A 17,420-nucleotide genomic window follows, 5' to 3' on the forward strand; every position below is an offset into this window, starting at 1 on the left:
GACGGCAGCGGCGTAGCGGCAGCTACTTTCCGAGTGCTCGGGCCACTTGAGGTGAGCGGTGAGCTGGGGGCCGTATGCGTGGCACCCGGGCGTCAAGAGATCGTCCTCGGGGCGCTGGTGCTCGAACTGAACAGAGTGGTGGAGACGACCCGTCTGGTGGATGTCATCTGGGCTCACGATCCGCCGAAGACCGCTCGCGCCCAAGTGCAGATCTGCATCTCCCGGCTGCGCAAGGCACTTTCGGACGGGGGCGTCGACGCCACCATCGAGACCCGCGCTTGCGGGTACGTCCTGAGGGCGCCGGAGGATGCGACCGACGTCGGCAATTTCCGTCGCCTGGTGGCAGAGGCGCATGCGCTGACCCGTGATGGTCTGAAGATGCCTGCGGTGGAAACGCTTCGCTCGGCGATTGGCCTGTGGCGGGGGCGGTGCCTGGCCGGTGTAGCCAGCGAAGTCCTGGCCGGTACGGCAGCGCAGCAGGACGAGAGCCGCCTGGAAGCGGTGGAGACCTGCATGCGGCTGTTACTGGAGCTGGGCCGTCATGAGCACATGGTCGGCGAGTTGATGCAGCTAGTCGCCGAACATCCGCTGCGTGAGCGGCTGCGGGGGCACCTCATGGTGGCGTTGTACCGTTCCGGCCGGCAGGCGGAGGCGCTGGATGTCTACCACCAGGGCCGCGCGATGCTCATCGAAGAACTGGGCCTGGACCCAGGAAAGGAACTGCGCGACCTGGCGCAAGCGATCCTGACAGGCGACGCCGACCTGGCCCTGACCGACCCCGCTGAACCGACCGAACCGACCGAAGAGGCTGAACTGGCCGAACCACGCTCTCTCGTGGCGGCGCCGCTCTCCGAGGTGATGCCAGAGCGCAGTGCCGATCCCGACCCGGTTGTCACCCCAAGGCAACTTCCCGCCGACATCGGCGACCTCGTAGTCGACGACACCATCGTTTCAGCGGTCTGCGACGCCGTCACCGAGGCACGGGACATGGTGCACCTGAACGTGGTCCTGTTGCTTGGCAGACCTGGTGTCGGCAAAAGCACGTTGGCCAGGCACGTGGCGCACCGACTCGCAACCGAGTACTTCCCGGACGGACAGCTCTACTGCGACCTTCGAGGGCCGGACGGACAACCGGTGGGTCCCGCGGAGGCGTTGGGGCGGTTTCTCCGAGCGCTGGGTGTACCAGGTGAGGCCATACCCGATGCGCTTGATGAGCGCGCGGAGATGTACCGCAGTCTGCTGGCCCGTCGCCGGATCCTGGTGATGCTGGATGACGCGGTGAGCGAGTCGCAAGTGATGCCCCTGCTCCCCGGTACCGGCAGCAGCGGCGTGCTGGTCACCAGCCGCGGCCAGCTCACGGCGTTGCCGGGCACGTGCCGGTTCGACTTGGAGCCGCTGACGCCGGAACAGGCCGTCGAGCTCCTGGGGCGGATCATTGGAGAGCGCCGTGTGGAGAGCGAGTGGGAGGCAGCGCGGGCCCTCGTTCACTTGGTGGGCGGACTGCCCCTCGCACTGCGCATCATCGGCGCGCGCCTGGCCGCGCGCCCGCACTGGTCACTGGCCTCCATGCGGCACCGGCTTGAGAACGAGCAGCGCTGGTTGGACGAACTGGCACACGGCGAGCTGTCGATCCGGGCAAGTCTTTCGCTCAGCTACGACGGCCTGGAGGCGGCTGACCGTCGCCTGTTGTGCCTGCTCAGCCTGGCCGAGGGGACGGAGCTTCCGAGCTGGCTGGGTGCCGCCCTCATCGACGACCGCACTCACCACCCCACTGACCTGCTGGAACCGCTCATCGACATGCGGCTCCTCGACATCACCGCCTTGGACCAGGGCGGGGGAGTCCGATGCGGACTGTCACAGAGCGTGCGAATGTTCGCGCGCGAACGGCTGCCCGCAGAGATTCCCGAGCCAGAACGCGCCGAGGCGGTGCGGCGTATGGTCGGTGGCTGGATGGCGCTCGTGGAGAGGGCGCACAATGAGATCTACGGTGGTGCGCACACCATCGTGGTGGGGCGGGGCGAACGGTGGCATCCGCCGGAGGACCATGTCCAGCGGTGCCGCCGCGACCCGCTCGGGTGGCTGGAGAGCGAGCAGAACAACCTGGTGAACGCCGTCGAGTTGGCGGCCAGGTCCGGGCTCGACGAGTTGTGCTGGGAGCTGGCCACCACTCTGGTGACACTTTTCGAGGCCCGTGGCCGTCCCGAACTCTGGGAGCGCACACATCTGGTGGCGCTGACCGCGGTACAGGAGGCCGGCAACGAACGGGGCCAGGCGGCGGTACTCGGCTCGTTGGGGACCCTGCACCTGTACCGGGGCGAGCATGAGGCGGCAGGCCCTTACCTCACCTCCGCTCTGGAGATCTTCGAGCGGGTTGGTGACGTGTGTGGTCAGGCGCTTTGCCTGCGTGACCTGGCGCGCATCGAACGGCACCACGGTGACGACGATCGGGCACTGTTTCTCTACGGGAGCGCCGAGCGCAACTTCGTGCGGGCTCAGGACCCCATCGGCCGGGCGTACGTGCTCGGCGAGATGGCACACATCAGGATGCGGCGTGCGGACTTCGTGCGAACCCGTTCGTATCTCGACGAGGCTCTCGGGATCTGCCGCGCGGCCGGCTTCGACCGGGGCCAGGCCCTCGCACTGCGACGGCTGGGTCAGATGCTGATGTACCAGGAGCGGTACGAGGCGGCGGAACGAACCCTGCTTGAGGTCCTCGCCATGGTCGTGGCGAGCGGTGACCTGGTCGGAGAGGGGTATGTGCTGCATGACCTCGGCCGGGTCAATGCCCACCTGCGTCGCATGGAACAGGCCGTCCAGTACTACTCGCGATCGGCCAGGATTCGGGACCGGATCAGGGACCACAGCGGGGCCGCTGCGGTTCGGGCCGACATCGTTGTCGCCCTCGGTAGCGCGACAGGGTCATTGCGTGAGCTGGATCTGTCCGGGTTCGTCAGGTGAGGCCGAGGGCCCGTAGGTGCCGGTGGTAGTGGCGGACGGCCGCCGCGATGTTGGGCTGGCCGTACTGGCGCGGGAGGACGATGGCGAGGTTGCCCCGGGAGGCCATGCCCGGCGTTCCGGGTGTTCATCTCGCGTCGCCACCGCACGACTTGGATCATCTCGGCCCCGCGGTCGGATTGCTGCGGCCGTCCTGGTCCGCGGGCTGCGCACCCCCTTGCCGTCGACCGCGATGACCTGTCGCGCTGACACCGTGATCCGTTCGTGGACAGCGGTGAGTGAGCGAGCCCTGGTCAGTGGCAGCGGGCCCTGGTCAGTGGCGGGATGGGCCGTGCTGTTCGGCCAGGCGCGGTCTCGCGCCGTTCGCATGGGTTTCGACAACCTTCGTCACCTGCGTCAGGGCATGGCTGAAGCCGGCGTGAACCAGCTGCTTATCGCGGCCACATGCTCCCGCTATCGCCGCCTTATCCCTGCCTCGTCCCGCCGTGGATGCGCTGTGATGCCGGGCCGATAGGGCGACACCGGAGATTGGGTCCTGCCGACCTCGGCGCGCCCCTTCGGGGGATGGCCCCTCAAGGAGTGGTCCGAATGACCGTAGCGACTCGGGACGCAGTGACGCCCGCCGCGTTCGGCGTCCCGGAAACCGAATCGCAGCGCAGCAAAAAGGAACCCGCGGCAGCAGCGGTGAACCATGTCAGGGATTTCCTGCGGAAGAGGAAGGAACCGGGACGCGCGCTCCAGTGCCTCTCCTCGACCGTGGCTCAGGGGAAGGTGCACGGCCGATGACGATGGACGCGGAGTTCTACTCCCGGGTGGCCGAGCGTTTCGGCGGGTACTTCAGCGATGCGCGGAGCACCGACGTATTCGCCGACGGGCGCCCGGATGACGTCTTCGATGAACTGGTGAATGCGCTGGGAGCGTCGGACGCCCGACTGCTGGATGTCGGCTGCGCCGACGGGCGTAGTCTGTTGCGCATCTCTCGTCCGTACGGCGCCGTAGTCGGGATAGATCTGTCGCCGTCGATGCTGGAATGCGCCGCGCGCTATCGAGCGGAGTCAGGTCTGGCGCATGTCACGTTTGAGCTGTGCGATGCCGCCCACACGGGCCTGCCTGACGGCTATGCCGATGTGGTCACTTCCCGTCGCGGCCCGCTGATGGCCCGCGAGTTCGAGCGGGTGCTGCGCCCAGGCGGTGTCGTGGTGTACATGGGGATCGGCGAGCAGGATGCGCGCGAACTGAAGGAAACGTTCGGCCGCGGCCAGAACTTCGACAGCTGGAATGGCAGGCCCTTGGCGGAGGAGATTGCTCAGGAACTCTCCGACGCGGGCTTCATGGTGACGCGAAACCAAGCGTTTCGGTTCGAGGAGTTCTACCACTCGGCGAGCGATCTGGATACTTTCCTGCACCAAGTGCCGATCGTCGACAACTACGATTCTGAGGCGGACAAGAACGCATTCGATGGATATGTCACCGCGGTGACTGCCAGTCAGGGCATCCGGCTGAGTCGGCATTGGTTCATAGTGCAGGCGCAGAAGCCGGCTCGCGTCGAGTCGTCCCACTCATAGGAAACGGTGCACCATGGAACAGGATCTCGTAGTCAACGAAATCTTCGGTCCGACCGTTCAGGGCGAGGGTCAGTCTCTGGGGCGCAGGTGCGCGTTCCTGCGGCTCGGTGGGTGCAACCTGTCGTGCTCGTGGTGCGATACGCCCTACACGTGGGACTGGACCGGAGCCGGGGACAGCGGGGTCGCCCACGATCCGCGCAAGGAGCTGCACCGCCGCCCCGTCGGAGATGTCGTAGCAAAATTGCTCGAATTCAACACCGACCTGATCGTGATCTCCGGTGGTGAGCCCTTGGGGCAACAGGAGCGGCTGATTCCCCTGGTGTCAGCGCTGACCGAACGCGGGACTGAGATTGAGATCGAGACGAACGGGACGCATGCTGCGCACCCCGAACTCATTGCCGCCGGCGTCAGGTTCAATGTTTCGCCGAAGCTTTCGCACTCGGGTGACACCCTGCAGCGCAGGATCGTCCCTGATGCGCTGACAAGCCTCTCGGCCCTGCCTGGAAGCACGTTCAAGTTCGTCTGCCAGAACATTCGCGATCTCGACGAGGTGGCGGAGATAGTCGCTGCCTTCAACCTGGCCTCGGTGTGGATCATGCCGATCGGCCGTACCGCCGACGATGTCACAAAGCACATGAGCGAGTTGGCTGATGCAGTGGTGGAGCGCGGCTGGAATCTCACAACCAGACTGCACACCCTGCTGTGGGGCGACAAGCGTGCCGTTTGAGTAACGGGAAATGCAAGAAGAGGAGATGCACATCGATGGCATTTCGCATCACGAAGAAATTTGAATTCTCGGCCAGTCATCAACTCTCTGGTCTCGCTCCTGAACACCAGTGTGCCCGAATGCACGGGCACAACTATGTGATCGAGCTGGAGCTTGAAGCGGATGACAAGGGTCTGTTGCCCGTGGGCTTCGTTCGAGACTACGGAGATCTGTCCGCATTCAAGATCTGGCTCGACAAACACCTTGATCATCGGCACCTGAACGATGTGATGGACGAAAACCCGACGGCTGAGAATATGGCGGTCTGGGTCTACAAGACATGGTCGATGGAGTTCTCTGAGTTGACCTGCGTGCGCGTCTCAGAAACTCCCAAAACTTGGGCCGAGTACCGGCCGTGAGGTCCGAAAGTTCAGAGCCCGGACGAAAGGTGGCCGCATGTCGGTGACGAAAATGGACCTTGATGGTGACCCCTCGGTGTCGAGGACGGCTGAGGATCCGCTGGTCGAGCTTGCCCGCCAACTGCTCAAGGAGATCGGCGAGGACCCGAGTCGCGATGGGCTGCGCGACACACCTGCGCGGTTCGCCCGCTGGTGGCGCGAGTTCATCAACTACGACCCGGGTTCGCTGGGAACGCTTTTCGAGTCCGTCGGCACGAGCCAGATGGTGGTCGTCTCGGACATTCGAGTCTGGTCGCTCTGTGAGCATCATCTTCTACCGTTCAACTGCTCTGTGACCATCGCGTACCGTCCGACGGGGCAACTGCTCGGTCTGTCGAAGTTCGCCAGGGTCGCCCATCAGTACGCGCACAAGCTGCAGGTCCAGGAGCGCCTCGTGGACCAGATCGCGCTCGAGATCAGCAGCCTCAGCGGCACCCCCGACGTGGCGGTCATAGCGAAGGGCGAGCACCTTTGCATGTCGATGCGCGGCATCAAGGCTCCCGCGCAGATGACATCGACCGCATACCGCGGGGAGTTCGGCACGGATGCCGGGCTTCGGAGCGAGCTGTTCGACTTGCTCCGGGCGTGACGAGCCGTCCGACTCCGAAAGCGAAAGCAGTGAGCGATCGCGAACCCCTGGCCCTGCCGGGTACCGGCGGGGCCGTCGCGGTCCTACCGCTGTGACGGGTCGATCGAGGCCGACGGGGTCGACACACCTGCGCATCCGGTCCGCTCGACATGAAAGGACAACGATGGACGTAAACGATTCTTCGACGCCTGCGGAAGCGGTTCGGCTGCTCCCGGTGCTGGACGCCGACCGGCTGGTGGCCGACCTCATGACGGCACGTGACCACCTGTGGGATGAGCAGAGCTCGTACACCAACGGGCGAGTGTCCAGGTGGGCCGGACAGGACTGGCGCTGCCTCTCGGTGCGCAGCCCCGGCGGTGACAAGACACGTACCGACCCGGGGGGCCCAGGCGGTGTGGAGTTCGCCGACACCGAGTGGCTGGACCACATGCCGTACGTGCGAGAGGTCCTGCGCTCGATTCCCGGGCCCCTCTACGCAGCCCGATTCATGGATCTTGGACCCGGCGTCGTCGGATACCCCCATTCCGATCCCAAGTTCGCCCCGGACTGGGGCATGGCCCGGCTGCACATCCCGGTCATCACCCACGAGGAAGCCTCGCTGGACCTTGACGGAGAGATCTATCGCTGGCAGCCCGGTGAGTTCTGGTTCGGCGACTTCAGCCGCAAGCACCAGATCCAGAACCTCGGTCCCGAGCACCGGGTACATCTCGTCGTGGATGTGCTCGTCACACCGGAGCTAGCACAGCTGTTCCCGGCTGACTGGGCCGACTACTTCAACGGCTCGGATGTGCTCTACAACCGTCCGACGCTGGCCACGACCGACCGAGAGCGGGAAACGTCGCGGTGTACGTTCGACGCGCCGGCGCACCTGCTGGAGATAGAGGTGTTCGGGTCGCTCACCGGCCCGCAGTCGCAGGCCACCTTCAGCATCGTGGACGCCGGCACGAGCCTCGCCATTCGATCTCCTCAGGACCACCTCTTCCCGTTGGTGGCCCTCGGCGGACACGAGTACCGCCTGGTCGGGTGGAGCGAGGAGCGAACCGTCACCACGAGGCTGGACGGTCCGCGACCAGAAGTCGAACTGACCTACCGCAAGGGCCACCGATCGACCCGGCTGGTCGTCCCGGCCACGCCGGCGCCGTGACGGCCGCCCGCACGTCCGCCGGAGGGCGTCGTATGCCGAAAACTGTCGCAATCGTGTCCGGTGGCCTGGACTCGGTCACCATGGCCTACCACCTCCAGGCGCAAGGACACACACTCCATCTGCTGTCCGTGAACTACGGCCAGCGTCATCTCGTCGAGCACGAGTTCGCCGAGAAGGCGGCTCGATCGCTCGGGGTGCCGCACGACGTCGTCGATCTCAGCCCCGTCGGCAAGCTCCTGAGCGGCTCGTCGCTCACCGACCCGACCGTCGACGTGCCGGATCACAACAGTGGGTCGTCCGGCGGGAGCCCGAACGTCGTACCCAACCGCAACGCCCTTCTGCTGTCCGTCGCCTTCGCGGTCGCCGTCGCCGAGAAGGCGCAAGCGGTGGCCGTCGGGGTGGTCGACGACCTGCAGGCCGCGCCCGACAGCAATGCCGCGTTCATCGATTCCTTCCTCGCCATGGAGCGGATCGCGACCCGCGGATACGCGCACCCCGACCTGACCCTGACAGCGCCGCTGGTCAGGCTGCGCAAGAGCGACGTGGTGTCGCTCGGCGAGGAACTCGGCGTCCCCTGGACCGAGACCTGGAGCTGCTTTCGTGGCGACACGCTGCAGTGCGGAAGGTGCGCCGCTTGCAGGGAGCGGCAGGAAGCGTTCCGGGACGCCGGCGTGACCGACCCGACGACCTACCAGACCAGCGACACGAAGGAGCTGCGATGACCGACACCTTTCCCGTGCTCGACCTGCGTGACGCCGCCGGCTCGGAAGAAACCCGGGCAGAGTTCCTGAACCGGTTGCGCAAGGCGATCCACGAGGTCGGCTTCTTCCAGCTCGTCGGCCACGGTGTCGAGGACGCCGACGGCATGCTCGAGCTGGCCCGTCGGTTCTTCGCCCTGCCCGAGGCCGATCGGCTCGCGCTGAACATCCTCGACTCGCCGCTGTTCCGCGGCTACTCCGAACTCGGCCGCGAACACACCAAGGGCATCCCCGACCAGCGCCGCCAGCTGGACATCGGGCCGGAGCAGCCCGCGAGGACGTCCGCGCCCGGCGATCCCGCCTACCGGTGCCTGATCGGCCCGAACGAGTGGCCCGAGGCGATGCCCGAGCTGCGCCCGGCCATCGAGTCGTGGATCGACCGGCTGACCGACCTGTCACATCGACTGCTGCGGCTGATGCTCGAGTCGCTCGACGCCCCCGCCGGGTTCCTGGACGACGTGGTCGATCCCGATCCGCAGATCCACCTCAAACTCCTGCACTACCCCGGTCCCGCGCACGCGAGCGAGGACGCAGGCGAGGGCCAGGGGACCGGCATACACAACGACCTCGGGCTGCTCACCCTGCTCGTCCAGGACGACAACGGCGGCCTCCAGGTCGCGGTCGAGGACGGCAAGTTCGCCGACGTGCCGGTGATTCCGGGGGCGTTCGTGGTCAACCTGGGAGAGCTGCTGGAGGTGGCCACGCGGGGGTACGTGCGGGCCACCCTCCATCGGGTGGTCCGGCCCGCCCCGGGCGTCAACCGTTACTCCATTCCCTTCTTCTACAACCCTCGGCTGGACGCCACGATGCAGCCATTGCCCAGCCCATATGTCGACGGCGCCGGGGGAGTCATCGACGTCGCCGACAACCCGTTGTTCGCCCTCTACGGCGACAACGTCATGAAGGGGCTGATCCGCTCCTTCCCCGACATCGTTGCCCGACACCACCCGAACCTGGCCGCGGTAGCCGGGTCCAGGAGTTCCTGACACCGGCGGCCGAACACATCCTCACCGCCCGGCTCGAGCGGTCGGGCCCGGCGGTGGCGTCGCCGGCCGGCCCGACAGGGAACGAACGAACACGAGACAGGGCGAATTTCATGAGAATCAACCTTCTCGGGCCGCTCCAGGCCTACGGGGACGATCACCGCGTCGAGATGGCGCCGGCCGCCCAGAAAGTACGGCAGACGCTGGCCATGCTCGTGCTGAACTCGGGCCGGGTGGTGCCCTTCGAGCAACTCATGGACGAGCTGTGGAACGACAACCCGCCGGCCAGCGCGCACACCGCGCTGCAGACGTATGTGTACCAGCTCAGGAAGCGGTTCTCCCTCGGCAATCCGAGGAGCGGCGGGGCGGCACGGGCGGCCGGGCCGCTGCTGGGCACAGTCGACGGCGGCTACCAACTGTCGCTGCCCGCCGATCACGTGGACGTCTTCCGGTGCGAGCCGTTGCTCGCCCGTGCCCGGGCGGAGTTCCGTGACGAGGACTTCGCCCGGGCACGTGACACGGCCGCCGAGGCGCTGCAGCTGTGGCGGGACGATGCCTTGGTGGACGTACGCAAGGGTCCCGCGCTGAACGCCGAGGCGGTCCGCCTGAAGGAGTTGCGTACCAGCGCCCACCACCTGCGCATCGAATCCGACCTGCACCTCGGCCGGCACCACGAGGTGCTCGGCGAACTCACCTCGATGGCCGGGCGGGAACCGACGGACGAGCGGGCCCAGGGCAACCTGATGACGGCTCTGTACCGCATGGACCGGCGGGCCGAAGCGCTCCAGGTCTACCGGCGGGCACGCGAGCGGATCGCCACCGAGCTGGGTCTCGAACCTTCGCCCCAACTCCAGGCGCTGCACACGGCTGTGCTCACGTCGGACGAGGCGCTGCTGCCTCCTGGCGGGCGGCTCACGGCCGTGACCGCCGCCACCCGGGCGCCCTGCCATCTGCCCGCCCCGCGCGAGCGGCTGACCGGACGTGCCGGCCAGTTGGCGCGCCTCACGGCGGTGCTGGCCGGCCGGGGGCGGGAGGACCGGCCGATCGTGATCGTGGGGGGCGCCCCCGGCACGGGGAAGAGCGAGCTGTGCCTGCACGCCGCGCATCAGGTGAGCGGTCACTACCCGGACGGACGGCTCTACGCGCGTCTTCGTGACGGCGCCGGCCGGCGGGTGCGGCCCGCCGAGATCCTTCGCTCGTTCCTGCGTGGACTCGGCGCGACGGAGGAGCAGTTGCGACTGGGCACGACCGACCTGAGCCTGCTGTTCCGTACCTGGACCGCCGACCTGCGCGTCCTGGTCGTACTCGACGACGTTTGCGACGTACGGGACTTGACGCCGCTGCTGCCGTCCGGTGCCGGCTGCGGCATGGTGATCGGCAGCCGACGGCGACTGTTCGTGTCCACGTCGGCGGTCCACGTCGAACTGGCCGGACTGCCCTTCGACGACTGTCTGCACCTGCTGGCATCCTCCGTGCCGGGACACCCGATCGCCACGGACCCGGAGGGGCTGCGACGGCTGGCCGGGTTGTGCCGGGGGCTGCCGGGCGCGCTCTTCGCGGTCGCTTCGCAGTTGCGCCGCCGCCCGCACTGGACGGCCCGGCAGGCCACTGCCTGGGTCCTCGGGTCCGGGGGCGCCGACAGCGACCCGCTGGGCGTACGAGCCGGATTGGACCGGACGCTGGCGACGCTGCCCGCCGAGTCGCGGTCCCTGGCGTATGCGCTGTTGTCTCCCGGCGTCCCCGATCGGCTCACCCCGGCGCTTGCCGCCGCGACCCTGGGGATCAGCGACCAGCGGGCCGAGGACCTGCTGGAGGAGTTGGCGGAGAGCTACCTGCTGCGCGCGCGGCACCCGTGTGTGAACGGCCGGTTCTCCTACGCATGGGAGCCAGGAATCCGCCCGTTCGCGGCGCGGCCGAGCAGCGTGCCAGTGATGTGCTCCGCCTGACGGACACGCTCCAGAACGACCTTGCCCGTCGTGCCGCGCGTCTCCAGCGCGTGGTGCGCGGCGGCCGGTTCCGTTACCCGTGCCCCGCACGCGGTCAGTCCAGCAGCCAGTCGTCGGTGTTGATGCCACCCACCACGTACTTGTCGTACTTGGCCAGGAAATCCGCCGATCGGGTTCGGTTGTACTCGCGCACAACCCTGTCCTGCGCCTCCAACGGCCGGTCCACACCGACGAACACGCTGTAAAGCGGGGTGGGCTGGCCTCCTCGGCGCATCTTGGCCTCATAGGTGTTGATGCCCAGGTGGATGCTGGAGACCTTGCGGCCCACACCGGCAGCAATCTGGTGGTAGAACATCAAGTTGTAGTAGTCGTCGGCGTTGGGCACCGAGTAGTCGAACCCGGCGGCGCGGGCGTACAGCATGTCGTGCCGGCGGTACCGCAACACGAAACCGACAGCCTTTCCGTTCTCCTTGCAGAGCAGCACAGAGCTTTCATCGCCGAGGAAACGGCTCTGCCGATCGAAGATGGTCACCGCTCGCTCCTCGTCGTGCCCGGTGTGCCCGTACTTCTGCATGAGCGCGCTGTTCAGCGGCGCGATCTCCTTGACCACCTCTGGCAGCGGCAGCTCGGTCACGACTCGCCCGCTCTCCAGGAATCTGCGCAGCTCGCGGCGAACGCGCTGCCGCCGGCCGGACGGCAGCCAGTCGACGTACTCGTCGAAGTCCGCCCACAGGCCGATCGGCATCCTGGTCTCAACGTTGTGCAGGAGCATCATTGCCCCGTCCGAGGCGTGAGCCTTCGCCAACTCGCGTGCGGTCTCCAGCGGTAGGTAGCAGTAGGCCAGCACGCTCGAGCCCGCTTGCTCGGCGAACCGCAACGCTTCCGCAGTGAGCCGGCTGAGGGCCGACTCCCGCTGCTCGGCGGAGGCATCGACGTGCCCGGGCACCTGTCCGCGAAACTCGGACCAGCCGGCCGCGATGGATATCGGCCTCGTGTTCAGATGGGCTGCTCGCTCGTCACTGGTCACCTCGCCCAGCAACTCCCCAGGGGCGTAGAGATCATGCGGTGCGCTGGTGAAGCAGTACACCTCGAGACCCGCAACCGGCGTGCCGTCGCTGTCGCGCGCCAGCAGGTAGCGGGCGTGCGCTTCGGGTGGCAGGGCCTCCTCGCGCACTCCCACGAATCCGCTGGTGGAATAGATATTGGAACCGACCGTGAGCGTGTCCCAGTCCACGGCAGGCAACTCCGCGAAGGAGTCATAGGCTGAGACAGACATAGAAATCTCCTGTGGCGAGGGGGATGGGGCGGGAGGCGAGTGCTGGGATGGATCGCTGGGCGCCAGCGCCGGCCAGTAACTTCAGGTCGCGAAAGCGGTGGAGTTCGTGGCCGAACGGCAGGACGCCCTGACCTCACAGCACGAGCGGCTGCCTTCGTTGCAGCTGATCAGCACGAGAACAACACATCCAACCTTCGAACCAGGACACAGGGGCGGGCGAATCCAACGGCCACAGTCGGCCTCGGGCCGAGGACGTCACTGAATCGGCACGATAGGAGCTGCGCCTCAAGCGCGGGTCAAGCCGACTTACAGCGCGGCCCCGGCCGGTTCGGCTGCCGGTCCGTGTACAGACCCGCCGCTTCCATGGCATGGATCGCAGCCTGGTCGCGGTCGCGGTCGAGGCCGACCGCGCTGTCCGCGACCAAGGGAGACGAAGCCGGGTGAGCGGGCCAAGATCCCGGTGCCGGGTCGTCGGCGAGCAGGCGCAGGTACGCGCTGACGGACATCGCGGACGCGGAGGCGAGAGTCGTGAGCTTGCGCCGCCAGGGCCCGGGGCAGGGGCGGCCCGCAGTTCCCCGTGCCACTTCATTCACGATGTGCGGGATGTGCGGGCAGCCGGCGTCGAGATACATCAGCGCGTGGCACCGCTCGTCCACCATGGCCTGCGCGAGCGAGGCTTCCAGGGCCGGCCCGCCCAGGGCCGGGAACTCGCCCTCGTGCGGGCGGCGACCTCGTCCAGCAGCCCGTGGCACGTGGAGGAATGCATCACGGCCTCAGCCCTTGCTCCGTCACAACTCGCCCTGTGGCGGGAGTCGGCCTCAGCAGTACGGCTCCCAGAGCTCGTACTCCAGGGCGTCGGAAACCGCGGACGAAGAGTCGCGCAGGCGGGCGAGCAGGGCGCGGTTGTGCTCGCGGATCTCCTCGTCGTACCCGGCCAGCGGACTGTCCTCGGACAGGTCCAGCAGCCACAGCGGCCGGAGCTTCGCACCGCGCAGTGCCTTTCCTTCCGCGGTCTCGGTGCCCGCGTGAATCCGGCGCACTCCCGGCAGCCGCGCCGCCATGTAGTAGGTGAGGTTGAAGTACTCTGCGGCCGAGGCGAGTTGGTCGTGGTCGAGGCCGAGCCCCCGCAGGTACACGGTGTCGCCGCAACGGTAATACAGGCAGAAGCCGACCGGCGGCTCGCCGGGGCGCGAGCACAGCACCACTTCGGCGCGCGAACCGGCGAGTTCACCCTGCTTGCGGAAGGACTCGGCCATCGGGTCCACGTCGACAGTTCTGCCGTAGCGCAGTAGGGAACGTGCCAGCAACCGGGCGACGTCCTGCCAGGACTCGGCGAGCGTCCGGTGCTCCACCTCGTATCCGGCCTTCTCGAACTTCCGAATCTCGCTGCGGATACGGCGGGCCCGGTGCGCCGACAGTGACTCCAGCCAGGCGTGGTAGCCGCCGGGCGGGATCTCGATCCAGGCGTCGGTCTTCAGCGCGACCGGTGCGGTCCGCACCCCCGCCGCACGCAGCGCCCCCACGTCCTCGGTGGTCAGGTACATCGCCACGCGGGCGATCTTCGATTCCTCGTGCAGGGGTGAGCGCAACGCGCGGACCGCGTCGAGCACCGCGGCGGCGGCCTCGGTCCGATCGGCTCCCTCTCCGGTCAGCAGGTGCGCCAGGTAGCCGCGGCGCTGGCCGATGAGCAGGCCGCCCGGTTCGGGCGTCGGCAGGCCGCGCGCGGCAAGCAGGTCGTGCCACCGCAGGTCCGGGGTGGGCTCGTCGGTCACCGCCGCCACGGGGATCGCGGCCCGGCCGCCACCCGGGGTCTCCACGTGCAATCCGCCGGAGACCGCCCCGGGTTCGAGGGCGCACACCCGCAGCCACAGCGCCGACGAGTAGAACCTGCCGTCGGCGAGGCGGTCCCACTCGGTGTCCCCGAGCCCGCCGATGGCGTCGGCGAAAGTGTCCGTCATGGCGGGCATTGAGCCTCCCATAGTCTCTGCCTGATCGTGCCGGCGACTCCGCTGCGCGATCGGATACGGAGTCGCCGCGGGCTCCCGCCCGCACAACGTTCCCCCGTGGCTGCAGAACTGTTCTTCTTCCGGTTTTCGATCATTCCAGTCTTAACACAGAGGTTCAGTGTCCACGGGGGCCGTCGGCCGACAACTGAGCTGCAATTGAGCCGCAATTGAGTCGCACCGGGAACCGGGGTGAAATGGTGACCCCTGCGGGCCGAGGGGCCCAGTCACCATCGAGCAGGGAGACTTCATGTCGGCGGAGCGGGTAGTAGCCCAGTACAACGAGGAGTTCCGCACACCGGGCAGCGACTTGCGTACGGTCGCCCAGCACATCAAGGACTTCCCGACGCTCGCATCTTGGCATGGCGAGAATTTGGCCAGACCCCTCTTTGTCGCTGAGCGTGAGATTCGCGAGTTCGCCGATGACATGCAGCGCCTCGTCGACATACTCTTTTCCTTGCCGAACCGGATGTTCGGGGGCGATCTGGACGCATTCCGGTCCGTGCTCGGCATCAGCGACGGCGGCTGGGAAGCGATACGGCGGTTCGGTGACCTACAGCCGCCCTATTATGGCCGGGCCGACATGTACCACGACGGCACTTCATTCAAACTCCTCGAGACCAACCTGGGGAGCGAGACCGGCGGCTGGGGCCTCGCGAGTGAAATGTCCCGGGCGGCATTGGAGGTCGACGCCTTCGCCGACTTCGCTCGCCGAAACCGACTCGGTTACGTGGATCCCGTTCGCGCCGTGGTGGAGGCGCTGCGCAGCTTCGGCGCCCGGGTGGCACCCGGGCGCGACCCGGTGGTGGCCCTGCTGGAATGGCGCGGCGGCCTGACGGACTACGGCGAACTCTGGCTCAACTTCCAGTCCGCACTGCGCTGGGCGGGCCTCGACATCCTGGTGGCCGAGGTCTCCGACGTGCACGAACGCGGCGGGGCGCTCTACCTCGGGGACACGAAGATCGACGTGGTCTACCGCTCCTTCGTCCCGGACCAGATCGCCGAGGAACCCGACGGCTGGGACCTGGTCGCACCCCTGCTGCGTGCGCACCGGGCGGGCGGGACGCTGCTGTGGACCCCCCTTTCCAGCACCATGTTCGCCAACAAGGCCTGTATGGCGCTGCTATCGGACCCGGCGCGGCGGCGCGACCTCAGCGAGGACGAGTGCCGGCTCATCGACCGGGTGCTGCCCTGGACCCGGCTGATCAACACTGACGCACTCAAGGCCGACACCGACCTCGTCGACGAATGCCTGGAGCGGCGGGAGCAGTTGATCCTGAAGGTCAACGCACGCGGCGGCGGAGTCGGCGCCGTGGTGGGCTGGGAAACCGACGATGCCACTTGGCGGCGTGCGCTGGAGAATTCCGCCGTCGAAGGATGTGTCGTACAACAGCGAGTGATCCCGCGGCCTGAGCTCGTGGTGGACCCGGTATCCGGGGAAACCGAGGAATGGCATGCGGTCTATGGCATGTTCTATACCCCGCGTGGGTGTGCGGGAGCAGACGCCAGGGTGGTACCGGCCGGTTCGGGCGGGATCATCACCGGCACGTCACATGCCAAGGCGCGCTACGCAACCGTCTTCCATCAGAGCGAGTTGCCCGCCTGGGGTGAGGTGCCTGCCGCGGGCGAATTGCCCGCCGACGCAGCGAAGTAAAGAGAAGTCATGGTGCCGCAGCATTCCCCCGCGCATTCAGCGTGGCGGCGGATTCAGACGGCCTGGGGTCTGCCGGACCTCTCAGGAAGAGGCCGATTCGTCACGGCCAATCTGATCGACAGCCTGGGAAACGGGTTGGTGATGGCGTTCACCGTCGTCTTCTTCGTGAAGACGACGTCGCTGTCACTGGTCGCCGTCGGTGCCGCGCTGACCGTCGGCCAACTCCTCGCCCTGCCCGTTCCGCCCCTCATCGGGCCCCTGTTGGACACACACGGTCCGCGCACCGTGGTCGCTGTGGGCAACTGGGTTTCGGTGGCCGGGTTCATCGGCTTCCTGTTCTCGCACGCGTCCTGGCAGATCGTGCTGTGGCAATTCGTGGTGCAACTGGGTTCCACCGCCTTCTGGATGGGCAACAGTCCGCTCATCGTGCTGGTCGCCCGGGGCGACGAGCGGGCCCGCTGGTTCGGCTTCGTCCGTGCCCTGCGCAATGTCGGCATCGGATTCGGCGGCGCCGCGTCCGCGGTGGCTCTGAGCATCGGAACCGTCGCCGGGCTGCGGGCGGTCATGGTGATCAACGCGGTCTCCTTCGGCGTCGCAGGCTGGCTCGTGATCACCTTCCGGGGCGCGGACACGAGCGAGGCGGCCGACGCCGGGCACGCAGAGCCGAAGCCTGCTGAGCCGGAGCAGGCGGCGGGCGAACGCACCGGACAGCCCTGGGGCGGCTATCGCACCGTGCTGAAGGACACCCGGTATCTGCGGCTGGTCGCGACGAACCTCGCCTTCGCCTTCTCCTCCGCGGTGATCACGGTGCTGCTCGCCGCCTACGTGGCGGACAACCTCGAAGTCGGCTCCTGGATCGTCGGCGCGCTCGTCGTGCTGAACACGGCCATGGTCGCGCTGCTCCAGACGCTCGCCAGCCGGTGGATCGAGGCCCGCAGGCCGGTGACGGTGCTGATGCTGGCCCTGCTGCTCAACGCGGCGGCGTTCGTCGTCTTCGGCACGCTCCTCGTCCTGCCCGGCTGGGCGGTGATCGCCGGGCTGCTGATCGCGATGGTGCTCTACACCGTGGCCGAGATCCTCGGCTCGCCGCCGACCAGCGAACTGAGCGTGGTGATGGCCCCCGAGCATCTGCGGGGCCGCTATCTGGGCGTCTACCAGATGTCCTGGTCGGTCGGCGGTGCCCTCGCCCCGGCGCTGCTCACAGCGCTGTTGGAGGGCGGTGCGGCGCTGCCCTGGATGTTCCTCACCGCGATCAGTGTGCTGGCCGTACCACTCGTGGTCGGCCTCGACCGGCGGGCCGCGGCCACGAGCAAGGCCGCACCGGCCGGGGACGTCGCCCCTGTGGAGCAGCTGGACGGCGACGCCGTCGGCTGAGCATGCCCG

At 67.6% G+C, this 17,420-nt stretch carries 14 protein-coding genes; 11 read left to right on the top strand and 3 right to left on the bottom strand.

Annotation, left to right across the window (positions count from 1 at the left end; all coding sequences use genetic code 11):
• Positions 1–78: 78 nt before the first annotated feature.
• The 9 genes from ACZ7L5_RS19435 (at position 79) to ACZ7L5_RS19475 (ending at position 11,104) form a co-directional block, all read left to right on the top strand.
• Positions 79–2,958, top strand: a complete 2,880-nt coding sequence (locus tag ACZ7L5_RS19435; RefSeq protein ID WP_471518050.1) for an AfsR/SARP family transcriptional regulator — start codon at positions 79–81, stop codon at positions 2,956–2,958.
• A gap of 779 nt (positions 2,959–3,737) precedes the next feature.
• Positions 3,738–4,520, top strand: coding sequence for a class I SAM-dependent methyltransferase (locus ACZ7L5_RS19440; protein ID WP_471518051.1), 783 nt, complete (start codon positions 3,738–3,740; stop codon positions 4,518–4,520).
• Between the two features lie 13 nt (positions 4,521–4,533).
• The gene (locus ACZ7L5_RS19445; protein ID WP_471518052.1) at positions 4,534–5,247 is read left to right on the top strand and encodes a 7-carboxy-7-deazaguanine synthase QueE; all 714 of its coding nucleotides are present in this window, start codon (positions 4,534–4,536) and stop codon (positions 5,245–5,247) included.
• Positions 5,248–5,282: 35 nt separating this feature from the next.
• Positions 5,283–5,645: a 6-pyruvoyl trahydropterin synthase family protein gene (locus ACZ7L5_RS19450; RefSeq protein WP_365064286.1), complete on the top strand. Its 363-nt coding sequence runs from the start codon at positions 5,283–5,285 to the stop codon at positions 5,643–5,645.
• Positions 5,646–5,682: 37 nt separating this feature from the next.
• Positions 5,683–6,273: a GTP cyclohydrolase I gene (folE, locus tag ACZ7L5_RS19455; RefSeq protein WP_471518053.1), complete on the top strand. Its 591-nt coding sequence runs from the start codon at positions 5,683–5,685 to the stop codon at positions 6,271–6,273.
• 163 nt (positions 6,274–6,436) lie between these two features.
• Positions 6,437–7,417, top strand: a complete 981-nt coding sequence (locus ACZ7L5_RS19460; RefSeq protein ID WP_471518054.1) for an aspartyl/asparaginyl beta-hydroxylase domain-containing protein — start codon at positions 6,437–6,439, stop codon at positions 7,415–7,417.
• Between the two features lie 32 nt (positions 7,418–7,449).
• A complete protein-coding gene (locus tag ACZ7L5_RS19465; RefSeq protein WP_365064278.1) occupies positions 7,450–8,139 on the top strand; it encodes a 7-cyano-7-deazaguanine synthase in 690 nt (229 codons plus the stop codon).
• Complete coding sequence (locus ACZ7L5_RS19470) at positions 8,136–9,161, top strand: isopenicillin N synthase family dioxygenase (RefSeq protein WP_471518055.1); 1,026 nt, start codon at positions 8,136–8,138, stop codon at positions 9,159–9,161. Before ACZ7L5_RS19465 ends, ACZ7L5_RS19470 begins: the two co-directional genes overlap by 4 nt.
• Before the next feature lie 110 nt (positions 9,162–9,271).
• Positions 9,272–11,104, top strand: coding sequence for an AfsR/SARP family transcriptional regulator (locus tag ACZ7L5_RS19475; RefSeq protein ID WP_471518056.1), 1,833 nt, complete (start codon positions 9,272–9,274; stop codon positions 11,102–11,104).
• Positions 11,105–11,198: 94 nt separating this feature from the next.
• On the opposite strand, the gene ACZ7L5_RS19480 is transcribed toward ACZ7L5_RS19475, so the two are convergent.
• The 3 genes from ACZ7L5_RS19480 to ACZ7L5_RS19490 form a co-directional block, all read right to left on the bottom strand.
• Positions 11,199–12,338 (bottom strand): GNAT family N-acetyltransferase, encoded by a 1,140-nt coding sequence (locus ACZ7L5_RS19480; protein ID WP_471518057.1) that lies wholly within the window; start codon positions 12,336–12,338, stop codon positions 11,199–11,201.
• A 338-nt stretch (positions 12,339–12,676) separates the two neighbouring features.
• Complete coding sequence (locus ACZ7L5_RS19485) at positions 12,677–13,132, bottom strand: hypothetical protein (RefSeq protein WP_471518058.1); 456 nt, start codon at positions 13,130–13,132, stop codon at positions 12,677–12,679.
• A gap of 66 nt (positions 13,133–13,198) precedes the next feature.
• The gene (locus tag ACZ7L5_RS19490; protein WP_471518059.1) at positions 13,199–14,338 is read right to left on the bottom strand and encodes a GNAT family N-acetyltransferase; all 1,140 of its coding nucleotides are present in this window, start codon (positions 14,336–14,338) and stop codon (positions 13,199–13,201) included.
• Positions 14,339–14,633: 295 nt separating this feature from the next.
• Here ACZ7L5_RS19490 and ACZ7L5_RS19495 point away from each other — a divergent pair, with 295 nt between their 5' ends.
• Both ACZ7L5_RS19495 and ACZ7L5_RS19500 read left to right on the top strand, forming a co-directional pair.
• Positions 14,634–16,037: a hypothetical protein gene (locus tag ACZ7L5_RS19495; RefSeq protein WP_471518060.1), complete on the top strand. Its 1,404-nt coding sequence runs from the start codon at positions 14,634–14,636 to the stop codon at positions 16,035–16,037.
• A gap of 9 nt (positions 16,038–16,046) precedes the next feature.
• Positions 16,047–17,411 carry an MFS transporter gene (locus ACZ7L5_RS19500; RefSeq protein ID WP_471518061.1) on the top strand — a complete coding sequence of 455 codons (1,365 nt, stop codon included), beginning with the start codon at positions 16,047–16,049 and terminating at the stop codon, positions 17,409–17,411.
• The last annotated feature ends 9 nt before the right edge of the window (positions 17,412–17,420 follow it).

The organism is Streptomyces sp. NPDC107528 (genome assembly GCF_055639295.1).

Excerpts from the sequence above, each read along its gene's own strand:
- ACZ7L5_RS19440 (WP_471518051.1), top strand. The coding sequence starts at position 3,738 with ATGACGATGGACGCGGAGTTCTACTCCCGGGTGGCCGAGCGTTTCGGC.
- ACZ7L5_RS19445 (WP_471518052.1), top strand. The coding sequence starts at position 4,534 with ATGGAACAGGATCTCGTAGTCAACGAAATCTTCGGTCCGACCGTTCAG.
- ACZ7L5_RS19450 (WP_365064286.1), top strand. The coding sequence starts at position 5,283 with ATGGCATTTCGCATCACGAAGAAATTTGAATTCTCGGCCAGTCATCAA.
- folE (WP_471518053.1), top strand. The coding sequence starts at position 5,683 with ATGTCGGTGACGAAAATGGACCTTGATGGTGACCCCTCGGTGTCGAGG.
- ACZ7L5_RS19460 (WP_471518054.1), top strand. The coding sequence starts at position 6,437 with ATGGACGTAAACGATTCTTCGACGCCTGCGGAAGCGGTTCGGCTGCTC.
- ACZ7L5_RS19465 (WP_365064278.1), top strand. The coding sequence starts at position 7,450 with ATGCCGAAAACTGTCGCAATCGTGTCCGGTGGCCTGGACTCGGTCACC.
- ACZ7L5_RS19470 (WP_471518055.1), top strand. The coding sequence starts at position 8,136 with ATGACCGACACCTTTCCCGTGCTCGACCTGCGTGACGCCGCCGGCTCG.
- ACZ7L5_RS19475 (WP_471518056.1), top strand. The coding sequence starts at position 9,272 with ATGAGAATCAACCTTCTCGGGCCGCTCCAGGCCTACGGGGACGATCAC.
- ACZ7L5_RS19490 (WP_471518059.1), bottom strand. The coding sequence starts at position 14,338 with ATGACGGACACTTTCGCCGACGCCATCGGCGGGCTCGGGGACACCGAG.
- ACZ7L5_RS19495 (WP_471518060.1), top strand. The coding sequence starts at position 14,634 with ATGTCGGCGGAGCGGGTAGTAGCCCAGTACAACGAGGAGTTCCGCACA.
- ACZ7L5_RS19500 (WP_471518061.1), top strand. The coding sequence starts at position 16,047 with ATGGTGCCGCAGCATTCCCCCGCGCATTCAGCGTGGCGGCGGATTCAG.